Annotated in this window: 14 protein-coding genes; all 14 read right to left on the reverse strand. The window is 66.8% G+C overall.

The genetic code is table 11. The features are described from left to right. The 14 genes from ACOAMO_RS13870 to rho all read right to left on the reverse strand — a co-directional run bounded on the left by ACOAMO_RS13870 (position 1) and on the right by rho (position 12,195). Positions 1–918 (reverse strand): F0F1 ATP synthase subunit gamma, encoded by a 918-nt coding sequence (locus ACOAMO_RS13870; protein ID WP_420175333.1) that lies wholly within the window; start codon positions 916–918, stop codon positions 1–3. A 4-nt stretch (positions 919–922) separates the two neighbouring features. After that, on the reverse strand, positions 923–2,551 hold the full coding sequence (atpA, locus tag ACOAMO_RS13875; protein ID WP_420175334.1) for a F0F1 ATP synthase subunit alpha: 1,629 nt from the start codon (positions 2,549–2,551) through the stop codon (positions 923–925). Positions 2,552–2,622: 71 nt separating this feature from the next. Next, positions 2,623–3,423, reverse strand: a complete 801-nt coding sequence (locus ACOAMO_RS13880; RefSeq protein WP_420175335.1) for a F0F1 ATP synthase subunit delta — start codon at positions 3,421–3,423, stop codon at positions 2,623–2,625. Then, on the reverse strand, positions 3,420–3,980 hold the full coding sequence (locus tag ACOAMO_RS13885; RefSeq protein ID WP_420175336.1) for a F0F1 ATP synthase subunit B: 561 nt from the start codon (positions 3,978–3,980) through the stop codon (positions 3,420–3,422). The genes ACOAMO_RS13880 and ACOAMO_RS13885 overlap by 4 nt, the downstream gene beginning before the upstream one ends. An 11-nt stretch (positions 3,981–3,991) precedes the next feature. Next, positions 3,992–4,204 (reverse strand): ATP synthase F0 subunit C, encoded by a 213-nt coding sequence (locus tag ACOAMO_RS13890; protein ID WP_342091259.1) that lies wholly within the window; start codon positions 4,202–4,204, stop codon positions 3,992–3,994. A gap of 53 nt (positions 4,205–4,257) precedes the next feature. Next, positions 4,258–5,037 (reverse strand): F0F1 ATP synthase subunit A, encoded by a 780-nt coding sequence (gene atpB, locus ACOAMO_RS13895; protein ID WP_420175337.1) that lies wholly within the window; start codon positions 5,035–5,037, stop codon positions 4,258–4,260. 26 nt (positions 5,038–5,063) lie between these two features. After that, the gene (locus tag ACOAMO_RS13900) at positions 5,064–5,330 is read right to left on the reverse strand and encodes a hypothetical protein (RefSeq protein ID WP_420175338.1); all 267 of its coding nucleotides are present in this window, start codon (positions 5,328–5,330) and stop codon (positions 5,064–5,066) included. A 40-nt stretch (positions 5,331–5,370) separates the two neighbouring features. Next, positions 5,371–5,838 (reverse strand): hypothetical protein, encoded by a 468-nt coding sequence (locus tag ACOAMO_RS13905; protein WP_420175339.1) that lies wholly within the window; start codon positions 5,836–5,838, stop codon positions 5,371–5,373. A gap of 110 nt (positions 5,839–5,948) precedes the next feature. Beyond that, positions 5,949–7,049: an MraY family glycosyltransferase gene (locus ACOAMO_RS13910; RefSeq protein WP_420175340.1), complete on the reverse strand. Its 1,101-nt coding sequence runs from the start codon at positions 7,047–7,049 to the stop codon at positions 5,949–5,951. Between the two features lies 1 nt (position 7,050). Then, entirely contained in the window at positions 7,051–7,866 is an 816-nt protein-coding gene (locus tag ACOAMO_RS13915; RefSeq protein ID WP_420175341.1) for an L-threonylcarbamoyladenylate synthase, read from the reverse strand. A gap of 45 nt (positions 7,867–7,911) precedes the next feature. Further along, on the reverse strand, positions 7,912–8,754 hold the full coding sequence (prmC, locus tag ACOAMO_RS13920; protein ID WP_420175342.1) for a peptide chain release factor N(5)-glutamine methyltransferase: 843 nt from the start codon (positions 8,752–8,754) through the stop codon (positions 7,912–7,914). Further along, a complete protein-coding gene (prfA, locus tag ACOAMO_RS13925; protein WP_420175343.1) occupies positions 8,751–9,824 on the reverse strand; it encodes a peptide chain release factor 1 in 1,074 nt (357 codons plus the stop codon). The genes prmC and prfA overlap by 4 nt, the downstream gene beginning before the upstream one ends. A gap of 80 nt (positions 9,825–9,904) precedes the next feature. Then, positions 9,905–10,114 (reverse strand): 50S ribosomal protein L31, encoded by a 210-nt coding sequence (gene rpmE / locus ACOAMO_RS13930; protein WP_420175344.1) that lies wholly within the window; start codon positions 10,112–10,114, stop codon positions 9,905–9,907. Between the two features lie 173 nt (positions 10,115–10,287). Next, positions 10,288–12,195 carry a transcription termination factor Rho gene (gene rho, locus ACOAMO_RS13935; protein ID WP_420175345.1) on the reverse strand — a complete coding sequence of 636 codons (1,908 nt, stop codon included), beginning with the start codon at positions 12,193–12,195 and terminating at the stop codon, positions 10,288–10,290. Positions 12,196–12,541: the final 346 nt, after the last annotated feature.

Here is a 12,541-nt window from a genome sequence, read left to right on the forward strand (position 1 = left end):
TCACTCGGCCTGGTCGGCCTCGGTCAGCGCCGAGGCGCCGCCGACGATTTCGGTGATTTCCTGGGTGATCTGGGCCTGACGTGCCTGGTTGATCTCGGTGGTCAGGCTGTTGATCAGCTGCTGCGCGTTGTCCGAGGCCGACTTCATGGCCTTCTGTCGGCTCGCCAGCTCGGAAGCTGCCGACTCCAACAGGTAGAACCAGATGCGGTTGCGAACGTAGAGACCGAGCAGCTCGTCGAGCACGCTCTCGGGATCCGGCTCGAAGGCGTACTCCAGCGTCTGGCCACCGTCGATGGCCTTCTCGGCATCCTCACCCTCCTCGACCACCTCGATCGGGAGCACCCGACGAATACGGGGCTCCTGCACGAGCATCGAGACCATGCGGGTGTAGACGGCGTAGACCTCATCGGCGCCACCCTCCTCGTACGGCTTGAGGAAGGTGTCCAGGACGACGTCGCTGATGGCCACGGCATCGTCATAGCTGGGGTTGTCGGTGTAGCCCGTCCACTCCTGCTCCACCGGGATGTCCCGGAAGCGCAGGAAGTCGGCGGCCTTGCGACCGCTGGTGTAGAGGACAACCTCGAGCCCCTCGGACTCCAGCTTCTCCTTCAACCGCAGCGCCTGCTTGATGGCGCTGGACGAGTAGCCACCGGCCAGCCCTCGGTCCGAGGTGAACAACACGACAGCGGCGCGACGACGCTGCTCCGGCTCCAGCGTCAGCGGGTGGTCGATGTCGGTGTGCTGGGCGACTGCGGCCACGGCGCGGTTCAGCACGCTCGTGTACGGCAGGGCCGCGCGAGCAGCGCGGTCCGCCTTCACGATGCGCGAAGCCGCGATGAGCTCCATCGCCTTGGTGATCTTCTTGGTCGATGCGACAGAGGCCTTCCTCTGGCGCAATTCCCTCAGGCTTGCCGGCATGCGCTCAGCTCCGCTTCACGACGATCTGCTCGTTCGAGACGTCCTTCTTCTCGACCGGAGCATTGATCTCGGCCAGCGTGCGGCCGTCAGAGGTGCGGAAGCCCTGCTTGAACTTGGCGATCTCGTCAGCAGCAGCCTTGGCCGAGTCATCGTCGAACTGCTTGGTCTCGGCGATGGTCGACAGGATCGGCGTGTTGCGACGCAGGTGCTCCAGCAGTTCCTGCTCGAAGCGCAGCGTGTCCTCGACGGGAACCTCGTCGAAGTGGCCGTTGGTGCCGGCCCACACGCTGATGACCTGGTCCTCGACCGCATAGGGCTCGTAGTTCTTCTGACGCAGCAGCTCCACCAGGCGGGCGCCACGATCCAGCTGACGACGCGAGGTCTCGTCCAGGTCGGAGGCGAACATCGCGAAGGCCTGCATGTCGCGGTACTGGGCCAGGCTGATCTTGAGCGTGCCGGCGACCTTCTTCATGGCCTTGATCTGGGCCGCGCCACCAACTCGGGAGACCGAGATGCCGACGTCCACGGCGGGACGCTGGTTGGCGTTGAACAGGTCGGACTGCAGGAAGATCTGGCCGTCGGTGATCGAGATCACGTTGGTGGGGATGTAGGCCGAGACGTCATTGGCCTTGGTCTCGATGATCGGCAGACCGGTCATCGAGCCACCACCCAGCTCGTCGGAGAGCTTGGCGCAACGCTCCAGCAGACGGCTGTGCAGGTAGAAGACGTCGCCGGGGTAGGCCTCACGGCCCGGGGGACGACGCAGCAGCAGCGACATGGCGCGGTAGGCCTCGGCCTGCTTGGTCAGGTCGTCGAAGATGATCAGGACGTGCTTGCCCTGGTACATCCAGTGCTGGCCGATGGCCGAGCCCGCGTAGGGAGCGATGTACTTGAAGCCGGCGGCATCCGAGGCCGAGGCGTTCACGATGGTGGTGTACTCCATCGCGCCGGCCTCCTCCAGCGCGCCGCGAACCTCGGCGACGGTGGAGCCCTTCTGGCCGACGGCGACGTAGATGCAGCGAACCTGCTTCTTGGGGTCGCCCGACTCCCAGTTGGACTTCTGGTTGATGATCGTGTCGATCGCAATGGCGGTCTTGCCCGTCTTGCGGTCGCCGATGATCAGCTGGCGCTGGCCACGGCCGATCGGGATCATCGCGTCGATGGCCTTCAGGCCGGTCTGCAGCGGCTCGCGCACCTCCTGACGGTCCATCACGCCGGCTGCCTGCAGCTCGAGGGCGCGACGTCCCTCGAGGTTCTGGATCTCGCCGAGGCCGTCGACGGGATTGCCCATCGCGTCGACGGTGCGGCCGAGGTAGCCCTCGCCCACGGGGATCGACAGGACCTCTCCGGTGCCGCGCACCTTGGAGCCCTCCTCGATGCCCTCGGAGTTGCCGAGCACCACGACGCCGATCTCACGGGTGTCGAGGTTCAGGGCGATGCCCGTGGTGCCGTTCTCGAACTTCAGCAGCTCGTTGGCCATCACGGAGGGCAGGCCCTCGACGCGGGCAATGCCGTCGCCCGAGGTGACCACGGTGCCGACCTCTTCGCGCTCGGCCGCCGCGGGGGTGTAGTTCTGGACGAACGAGTCCAGTGCGTCGCGGATCTCGTCCGGACGAATCGTCAGTTCCGCCATTGCGTCCCTACTCTTTCGATGTGCGCACCCGCCAGGGAGCGCTGGATTGTGGGTTGGCCCCAAGCCGTCCGTCAGGACAGCTGCTGGTGCACCTGGTCAAGTCGGCCGGACACGGTGCCCTCGAAGACCTCGTCACCGAGCTCCACGCGAACACCACCCAGCACCGACGGGTCGACGGTGACCTGGAGGTCGACCTCCCGGCCGTGGATGCGGGCCAGGGCATTGCGCATGCGAGCCGCCTGGTCGTCCGACAAGGGCCGGGCGACCGTCACGCGTGCAAGGTTGTGGTCACGCAGCTGCGAGGCGATGGCCAGATGGTTCTGGGCCGTCAGGTCGAAGTTGCGTTCGCGACCGGCCACCGCGCGGGCAGCCAGCGCCTCGACCCAGCCGTGTACCTTGCCCTGGAGCAGCCGGTGGACCAGCTGCTGGCGCGCTTCGAGCGGCTTGGTGCGGTCATCCAGTGCTTCCCGCAGGGCGCCGTCGGCCCGCACCACCTTGACGAAGTCGAACAGCTGTTCGGCCACTTCGTCGAGCAGTCCGGCATCCTGCGCCTGGCGGAGCTGACCGCGCACGGCCTGACGCTCCAGAGCGTCGGCCAGGCCGCGCCCGGACTTCCAGCGCTGGGCGACGGCCTGCTTGACGATCCAGATCGTCTGGCCGCCGACCTTGCCCTCGAGCAACCGCTCGGCCAGCTGCTGACGACCCTCGACCGGGGTGGCCGGATCGGTCAGCGCTCGCTTCAGCGCCGACTGCGAGTCGAGCGCGTCCACGACGGCGAACAGCTCCCCCGGCGTGGCACCGTCGAAGGACTGGTCAGCAAGAGCCTTGTCCAGATCGCTGCGCCGGGCCTCTTCGGTTGCAGTCAGGGTCATGCCTGCTGCCCCCCGGTGCTGGCGGGCTGGCTCTCCAGGTCGGCCAGGAAGCGGTCGACGGTGGCGCGGACACGCTGGTCGTCGTCGAGGCTCTCGCCGACGATGCGGCCGGCCAGCGTGGTGGCCAGGCCACCGACTTCGCTGGTCAACTGGTTCATGGCCTGTTCACGCTCTGCAGCGATCTTGGCCTGTGCGGTCTCCAGAATGCGATTCGATTCCTTGGTGGCCTGGTCGCGCATCTCCGCGAGGATCTGCGCGCCCTGGTTCTTGGCCTCTTCGCGAATCTGGGCCGCTTCGTCACGTGCCGACGAGAGCTGGGCGTCGTACTGCTGGCGAGCAGCCTCGGCCTCGGCCTGGGCGCGCTCGGCGCGCTCCATGCCGCCCTGGATGGCATCGCTGCGCTCCGCATACATCGTCTCGAAGGCGGGAACCACCTTCTTGGCGAAGACCGCCGTGATGATCAGGATCAGCACGATGCCGATGATCGCCTCGGACGGGTGATGCGGCCACAGCGGCCCCAGAGCAGACTCCAGCGGCACCCAAATCACGGGCGCCATCAGAGGACTCATTACTTGACGGCGAAGGCGAGGGCGAAGCCGAACAGCGCCAGGGCCTCGACCACGGCGAAGCCGATCATGGCGGTGCTGAACATGGCGCCACGGGCCTCAGGCTGGCGGGCGGTGCCGTTGATCACGGAGGCGAAGATCCAGGCCACGCCAAGGGCCGGGCCGAGGGTAGCGAGGGCGTAGCCGATGACGTTGATCGAGCCACTGATTTCCATGAGGGGCATTGTGGTTCCTTTCGGGTTTTTCTTCGTTTGAAGAAAGCTAGGGGTCAGTGCTCGTCCGCGATGGAGGACGAGACGTACTGTGCGGTCAACACAGTGAACACGTAGGCCTGCAGAGCGCCGATGAAGAGCTCAAGGCCGAGCAGGGCGAAGCTGAAGACGAGCGACAGCGCACCGGAGACATTGAAGAACAGGTTGTCGGGGTAGGTCAGCAGGAAAGCGCCACCCACGACGAAGAGCATGATCACCAGGTGACCGGCGAACAGGTTGGCGAAAAGTCGCATCGACAGCGTCAGCGGCCGGGTGATGAAGTTCGACAGGAATTCCAGCGGGATGATCAGCGGCATGATCCACCACGGGACACCCGGGGGCATCAGGCTGTGCTTGAGGTAGCCGCCCAGACCGTGCTTGGCGATGCCGGCTCCCACGTAGACCAGGAAGGTCACGATGGCCAGACCGTAGGCATAGCCGATGTTGGAGAAGGTCGGGAACATGGAGAAGAACAGCTCACCGAACCAGTTATTGATCAGGATGAAGCTGAACAGTGCCAGCAGGTAGGGCAGGAACTTGCGGTAATCGCGGCCCAGGGTGTCACGCGCGATCGAATTGCGCACGAACTCGTAGGCGCGCTCCATCACGACCTGCTTCTTGGTCGGCTTGACCTTGAGGCCGCTCGAGGCCCACAGCCAGAAACCGATCACGATGATGGCCGCCAGAATGGCCTGGATTGCCGGCTTGGTGAGCCAGTCGATGCCGTAGTTGCCGTCGAAACGGAAGTCCTCGACTCCGGGGGTCTTCCACCCGCCCTCCATGGGAACGAGATTCATCGGCAGTGCATTCAACAGGTGCAGCATCACTTGCCCACTTCCCTGGAGTTCTTGGTCACGTCAGACTTTCCGTAGCGCTTGATGATGAGATACATGCTTGCCACCACACCGACAACCAGTCCGGCGGGAAGCATCCACGCTTGATGCAGGTAGCGGGAACCCAACCACCCGAGGCCACCGTAGAAGATCATTCCGGCGAGCACATAGCTGAGAGCCACATTCCCCTCGTCACCACGAGGCCCCTTCTCTGGAGCCCGGCGACCCGTGATTCGGGGCTGTGAATGCTCGTCCATTTCGTGCTGGACTATACCAGTCCGAACCCCTTGCGGCACCTCATTCACCGCCTTCCGGGACACGGATGTACTCCGTGTCGTAGACCGGCACGTTGGCCCGCATATGGGTGACGACAAGCCCCACGATCCAGGCCAGCGAGGTGGCCACGACGGCCGCCACCACCGACTGCGGATGCGGATCCCAGTGGCTGCGCCCCGGGCCGAGCGCCAGCAGCACCAGACCGAGCATGGCCACGCGGGAGACATAGGAGATCAGCACGATCCCCACCGCCTGCTGCGTGCCCTGCCCCATGGCGGCCAGCTGGACCGGGGAGCCTCCACCCAGGAAGGCGATCACCGCGACGGAGCCGAGCAGTGCCGAGACCGCCCCGGTGGTTCCCGCCAGGGCAAGAGCCACGCCGGCCACGGCCGCGGTGCTGATGAGCGAGCCCACGAGGGCACCGCCCATCATCCGGAAGGAGAGGGACAGATGGGGCAGACGCCACACGGCAACTGGCTGCTCAGGCATCGCCATCGCACTCATCAGTCGTCGGTTCCTGTCTGCCGGAATGACCCCCGAGAGCTCTCTCGAGGTGCTTGTGAAACGTAACACAAGAGGTCTCTTGATGTCGAAACATCTCAGGCTCGCGTCCTGCGGTGCGGCACTGCCCAAGTCAACCAGGCCGCCACCGCCGCCACCAGCAGCACCAGCACCAGCACCCACCAGCGCTGGCTCACGCCCACCGCCACCACGCCGAAGCTCAGCACGGCGGTCCACAAGTACATCAGCAGGCAGGCCCGCACCTGGGAATGCCCACGCTGCAGCAAGCGATGGTGCAGGTGGTTCTTGTCGGCAACGAACCACCACGTGCCGGCCCGGGTGCGTCGCGCATAGGCGAGCACCAGGTCCAGGAAGGGCAGGGCCATGATCGCGAAGGGCAGGATGATGGGCAGGTAGCTGGGCAGCAGCCCTCCCCCACGGGCGCTCAGCGCGGCCGAGTCCACCTGCCCGGTGAGCGACAGGGTGGAGGCGGCCATCAGCAAGCCCAGCAGCATCGCCCCGGAGTCCCCCATGAACATCCGGGCCGGGAAGTAGTTGTGCGGCAGGAATCCGAGGCAGACACCGCCAATGGTCACCGTCACCAGGCTGGCCGTGGTGGCCAGCACGAGGTCCTGCTCGTGGGCCAGCAGGTAGGTGTAGCTGAAGAAGGCCAGCGAACCGATGGCCACCACCCCCGAGGCCAGTCCGTCCAGCCCGTCGACGAAGTTGATGGCGTTCACGCACAGGAAGATGAAGATCACCGTGATCAGCACCGACGTGGCGGTGTCCAGCACGATGATCCGGTTGGGCAACGCGATCCAGAACATCCGCACCCCGTAGAGCACCACGATCCCCGCAGCCAGGACCTGACCGGCCGCCTTGACGCTGGCCGGCAGGTCGAGCATGTCGTCCAGGACGCCGACCAGACAGATCACGGCACCGGCCACCAGGATGGCCGCGGAGTCATTGCGCACCACCGCCAGCCTGCCGAGGAAGGGCAGCTGCGCCGCCAGCAGGAAGGCCGCCGCGGTGCCACCGAGCATGGCCAGCCCACCGAAGTAGGGGATGGGGACCGCGTGCACGTCGCGATCACGCACCTTGGCCACGGCACCGGTCTGCAGTGCCAGCCGCCGACACAGGCCCGCCAACAGGTAGGTGGTGGCGAAGGCTGTCAGCAGCACCAGGGCGTATTCGCGCATCTCAGTTGGCCGTGTCCTCGTCACCCGTGTCGTCGGTGACCGGGCCCCCCTGGGCGTCCTGGCCGTCCGGTTGGTCGTCCTCGTCCTCATCCTCGCCGACGATGAAGGGATTGACGGCCCGCAGCTGCTCCATGCCGATCGCGCCCATCCGCACCACCTTGCCCAGCGGTTCGCTGACGAAGTCGACGATCGTCGAGGGAGTCGCATCAGGGGTGGGGCCGGCATCCAGGAAGACCTCCACGGCCCCGCCCAACTGCTCGATGGCGGCATCGATGGTGGTGGAGGCGGGCTGGCCCGAGACATTGGCCGAGCTGACGGCCAGTGGGCCGGTGCGCCGCAACAGGTCGCGGGTGAAGTCGTGGTCGGGCACTCGCACGGCAATGGTGCCGCGGGTCTCCCCCAGGTCCATCCGCAGGTGCTTCTGGGCCGGCACGATCAAGGTCAACGCACCGGGCCAGAATTCCTCGGCGAGCCGCAGCGCGTGGGAAGGCAGGTCATCTGCCAGGGCTTCGAGCATGCCCGTCTCGGCCACCAGGACCGGTGGCGGCATGTCGCGGCCGCGACGCTTGGCGTCGAGCAGGCCCTGGACCGCCGCGCTGGAGAAGGCGTCGGCTCCGATGCCGTAGACGGTGTCGGTGGGCAGCACGATGCACTCGCCCGTCGCGATCGTGGCCTGCGCCGCGGAGAGCGCACCGGAGGTGTCGGCTGCCACGTCGAAACGGCGCCAGCCTGGCTCGGCGGGCGTCTCGGGCTGGTCGTCGACGATCTGCTCGGCGGTCTCGGCTGCTGCTTCGGGGGTCTGGTCCTGCTCACTCACCAGACCATCCTGCCATGGCCAGCCGCGATGACCCATGCCGCGCGCTCAGCGGCGCCGGGCGACCACGAATCGAGGACGCCCCGTCAGGTCCTGCTCGTCGCGCACCTGGTCGAAGCCGCCGTGGCGGACGAAGACCTCCGGGGCACTGTCGGTCTGCACCTCGGCGTGTTCCGAGCACACCCAGCCGCCGGGGCGCAGCAGCCGCGCCGCCACGCGGGCCACCACCCGGGTGGCGTCCAGGCCGTCGTCACCGGACCACAGCGCCAGAGCGGGGTCATGGTCTCGTACGTCGGGCGCCACCGACTCCCAGGCCTCCAGCGGGATGTAGGGCGGATTGGCGATGACCAGGTCTGCAGTGCCGTCCAGTTCGGGAAAGGCCGTCGCCATGTCCCCCAGTTCCAGCTGGACCCCGGTCCCTTCGAGGTTGCGTCGTGCCCAGTCGTGGGCCACCGGGTCCAGTTCGACGGCGAACTGGCGTGCTCCCGGCAGCTCGGCCGCGATCGCCTTGCTGATCGCTCCGCTGCCGGCGCACAGTTCCACGACGATCGGGCCAGACACGCGCGACAGCTGCTCCAGCGCCCAGCCGACCATCACCTCGGTCTCTGGCCGGGGCACGAAGACACCCGGCCCCACCTCCAGGCGCACCGTGCGGAACCACGCCTCCCCCGTGAGGTGCTGGACCGGGATGCCCTCGGCTCGCCGCTGGACCAGGTGAGCGAAGAGCGATGCCTGCTCCCGGGTTGCGGAGGGGGCCAGCACCAGTTGGCGTGGTTCCACCCCCAGGGCGTGGCTGAGCAGGGTGCGAGCCTCCGCGGCGGGCGAGGGGCTCGACGCCGCGGTGAGCTGGGCCACCGCCGTACGGAGCAGCTCTCGCACGGAAGTGCTCACTGCTGCCCCGCCTGCTCAAGCCGCTCGGCCAGGTCGGCGGCCTGCAGCGCCTCGACCAAGGGCCCCAGCTCGCCGTCCAGCACGGTGTCCAGGTTGTGGGCCTTGAAGCCGATCCGATGGTCGGCAATACGGTTCTCGGGATAGTTGTAGGTGCGGATCCGTTCGCTGCGGTCGACGGTACGGACCTGCGACTGGCGGGCGGCCGAGGCATCGCTGGCCGCCTGGTCCTCGGCCAGCTGGACCAGCCGGGCGCGCAGGATGCGCAGCGCCTGTTCCTTGTTCTGCAATTGCGAGCGCTCGTTCTGGCAGGTCACCACCACGCCGGTGGGCAGGTGGGTGATGCGCACCGCCGAGTCGGTGGTGTTGACGCCCTGGCCTCCCTTGCCGGAAGCCCGGTAGACATCGATGCGCAGGTCCTCCTCGGCGATGTGGACGTCATCCGGATCGTCGACGTCCGGCATCACCAGCACGCCCGCGGCGGAGGTGTGGACTCGGCCCTGGCTCTCGGTGACGGGCACGCGCTGAACGCGGTGCACTCCCCCCTCGAACTTCAGGGCACCGTAGGGGGTCTGGTCATTGCCGGCAGTGGCCTTCACCGCCACCGTCACGCTCTTGTACCCGCCCAGGTCTGTGGTCTGCTCGTCGAGCACCTCCACCTTCCAGCCCTGGTGTTCGGCATAGCGGCTGTACATCCGCAGCAGGTCACCGGCGAACAGCGCGGACTCCTCACCCCCTTCGCCCGACTTGATCTCCAGCAGGGCGTCCAGGTCGTCATGGGGGTCCCGGGGAGCGAGCAGCCGTTCGAGCCGCTCGACGAGCACGTCGAGTCGTTGCTGCAGCTGCTCTGCCTCGTCGGCGAAGACCTCGTCCACCTGGGCCAGTTCTCGGGCCGCGGCCAGATCGTCGACCACCTGCTCGTGCTCGGCCAGTGCCTTCACGATCGGGGTGAGCTGGGCATAGCGGCGGCCCACCTTGCGCGAGCGAGCCACGTCGGCGTGGATCGCCGGATCGGCCATCTGCTGCTCCAGGGCTGCGAACTCGTGGCGCAGGCCCTCCGCCTGTTCGAACATCGTGGTTCTCTTCCCGTCCGGATAGAAAAAACGAGCGCTGGGAGGCAGGAATACCTGCCGCCCAGCGCTCGTCGAAGAAGTTACTTCTTCTTGGCGTAACGACGCTCGAAGCGGGCCACGCGACCACCGGTGTCGAGGATCTTCTGCTTGCCGGTGTAGAAGGGGTGGCAGGCAGCGCACACGTCGGCGCTCATGGTGCCCGACTTGTTCGTGCTCTTGGTGGTGAACGTGTTGCCACAGGTGCAGGTCACCGTGGTCTCCACGTACTCGGGATGAATTCCCTGCTTCATGTCATTTCTCCTCAAGTCTGTTGCACCGGGTCGCCCTGACATGGACGTAGGGGCGTGAACCGGCACCGACGATCAATTATGCCGCGACTGCTGCCCAACTCCAAACCGGGCAGGAGCGTACGGTGGACGCACGCGGAGCGCGGGGGTCCGAGGGGGTCGTCCCCCTCGCTCTATTACTCAGACGGCGTGGTCTTGCTGATCTGCACCAGGAATTCGGAGTTGTTCTGCGACTTGCGCATCTGCTTGAGCAGCATCTCCAACGCCTGCTGGTCGTCCATGCCGGACAGCACGCGACGCAGCTTCCAGATGATGGCCAGCTCCTCGCGACCCAGCAGCAGCTCCTCGCGACGGGTGCCGGAGGCGTCCACGTCGATGGCCGGGAAGATGCGCTTGTCGGCCAGGTTGCGCTTGAGGCGCAGCTCCATGTTGCCGGTGCCCTTGAACTCCTCGAAGATCACCTCGTCCATCTTGGAGCCGGTCTCGATGAGCGCGGTGGCCAGGATGGTCAGCGAACCGCCGTCCTCGATGTTTCGCGCGGCACCGAAGAACTTCTTGGGCGGGTACAGCGCCGCCGAGTCGACACCACCGGACAGGATGCGACCGGAGGCGGGGGCTGCCAGGTTGTAGGCACGGCCAAGGCGGGTGATGCCGTCCAGCAGCACCACGACGTCGTGACCGAGCTCGACCAGGCGCTTGGCGCGTTCGATCGCGAGCTCACTGATGGTGGTGTGGTCATCGGCAGGCCGGTCGAAGGTGGAGGCGATGACCTCGCCCGAGACGGTGCGCTGGAAGTCGGTGACCTCTTCGGGGCGCTCGTCCACGAGCACCACCATGAGGTGCACCTCTGGGTTGTTGGCGGTGATGGCATTGGCGATGTTCTGCATGATCATCGTCTTGCCGGCCTTCGGGGGGCTGACGATCAGACCACGCTGGCCCTTGCCGATCGGGCTGACCAGGTCGATGATGCGCCCGGTCATGTTGGTGGGGCCATGCTCCAGACGCAGTCGCTCCTGCGGGTAGAGCGGCGTGAGCTTGTTGAAGTCCGGACGGCTCTTCATCTGCTCGGGTTCGGCACCATTGATGGTGTCCAGGCGAACCAGCGGGTTGTACTTCTCCTTGCGCTCGCCCTCCTTCTGCTGACGGATGGCGCCGGTGACGACGTCGCCGCGGCGCAGGCCGTACTTGCGCACCATCGACATCGAAACATAGGCGTCATTGCTCCCGGGCAGGTAGCCCGAGGTGCGGACGAAGGCGTAGTTGTCGAGCACGTCGAGGATGCCGCCAATGTTGAGCAGGACGTCGTCCTCGCTGATGACCGGCTCGGCCTCGTAGCGGTCCATGTTCTGGTTGTTGCGGTTGCGGCGGTTGCCCCGGTCGCGCTGCCGACGACGACGGCCACGGCGGCTGTTGCCACCCTCGTCGTCGAAGTCACGCTGGTTGTTCTGGTTGCGGCCCTGGTTCTGGTTGCCACCCTGGTTCTGGTTGCCGTTCGAGCCGGAGGCCTGCTGGTTCTGGCCCTGCTGGTTCTGCCCCTGATCGTTGCCAGCAGCCTGACCGCCCTGGTCTTCCTGGCCGCCACGACGACGACGCTGCCGACCGCTCTGGTTGCTCAGCTCGGCCAGTCGGGCGCCCACCTCGGCGCTGACGTCAGGCTCCGCCTGGGTGCTGGCCTGCTCGACGACCGGCTCGGCGGCCGCATTGTCCTGGGCGCCCCGACGCTGGCGACGCGCGCGACGCTCCTGCTGGCCGCTCTGCTCCTGCTGGCCCTGCTGACCGTTCTGGTCCCGCTGACCGTTCTGGTCCTGCTGGGGGGCCTGTGGGCTGGAAGCGCTGTCGCCCTGGTCGCCCGACTTTGCGTCGGCCGCGGCCTTCTCATTGGTCCCCGAGCTACGGGCGGCCTTGGTGGCGGCGGGAGCGCTCGATCGCCCTCCCGAGGCCAGCGCGGCGACGATGTCGGCCTTCTTCATGCCGGTCGTCCTGATGCCCATCGAGGAGGCCATCGCCTTCAACTCGGGCAGCTTCTTGGCCGAGAGGCCGCTGACGGTCTGGGTGCCGGACGACTCGGCGAGGTTCTCTGTCACTGGAATCCTTTCGCGACCCGGGTGTGGGACGGAATGACGGCACTGCCTGTGCCGGGATCACCCGGATTCGATTCAGGTCGGGACCGCCGGCCCGCAGGCAAACGACGATTCACGGTTTTGAGGACCCGGACAGAGGTACGTGGAGTGCTCGCTGCCGAAGACGGCGGCACATGGCCGAGACCGAAAACATGAGGCAGTTCGTCTCCAACCCAAGGCTCCGGGCGGAGGAGGCACCTGACCTGTGAGGTGCGAGTGGCACGCGTGTGGCGACCACTGTGCTGCACAGGCTAGCACCCTGGGGCGGGACAACACCACGCGGTGGGCGCGGCGGCCCTCCCCTTGGGTG

It is taken from the genome of Luteococcus struthionis (assembly GCF_048595755.1).
GTDB lineage: Bacteria > Actinomycetota > Actinomycetes > Propionibacteriales > Propionibacteriaceae > Luteococcus.

Coding starts and splice junctions, on each gene's coding strand:
- ACOAMO_RS13900 (WP_420175338.1), bottom strand. CDS start 5,330: ATGGACGAGCATTCACAGCCCCGAATCACGGGTCGCCGGGCTCCAGAG.
- atpB (WP_420175337.1), bottom strand. CDS start 5,037: ATGAATCTCGTTCCCATGGAGGGCGGGTGGAAGACCCCCGGAGTCGAG.
- prfA (WP_420175343.1), bottom strand. CDS start 9,824: ATGTTCGAACAGGCGGAGGGCCTGCGCCACGAGTTCGCAGCCCTGGAG.
- ACOAMO_RS13880 (WP_420175335.1), bottom strand. CDS start 3,423: ATGACCCTGACTGCAACCGAAGAGGCCCGGCGCAGCGATCTGGACAAG.
- ACOAMO_RS13870 (WP_420175333.1), bottom strand. CDS start 918: ATGCCGGCAAGCCTGAGGGAATTGCGCCAGAGGAAGGCCTCTGTCGCA.
- rpmE (WP_420175344.1), bottom strand. CDS start 10,114: ATGAAGCAGGGAATTCATCCCGAGTACGTGGAGACCACGGTGACCTGC.
- ACOAMO_RS13890 (WP_342091259.1), bottom strand. CDS start 4,204: ATGGAAATCAGTGGCTCGATCAACGTCATCGGCTACGCCCTCGCTACC.
- atpA (WP_420175334.1), bottom strand. CDS start 2,551: ATGGCGGAACTGACGATTCGTCCGGACGAGATCCGCGACGCACTGGAC.
- ACOAMO_RS13885 (WP_420175336.1), bottom strand. CDS start 3,980: ATGGCGCCCGTGATTTGGGTGCCGCTGGAGTCTGCTCTGGGGCCGCTG.
- ACOAMO_RS13905 (WP_420175339.1), bottom strand. CDS start 5,838: ATGCCTGAGCAGCCAGTTGCCGTGTGGCGTCTGCCCCATCTGTCCCTC.
- ACOAMO_RS13910 (WP_420175340.1), bottom strand. CDS start 7,049: ATGCGCGAATACGCCCTGGTGCTGCTGACAGCCTTCGCCACCACCTAC.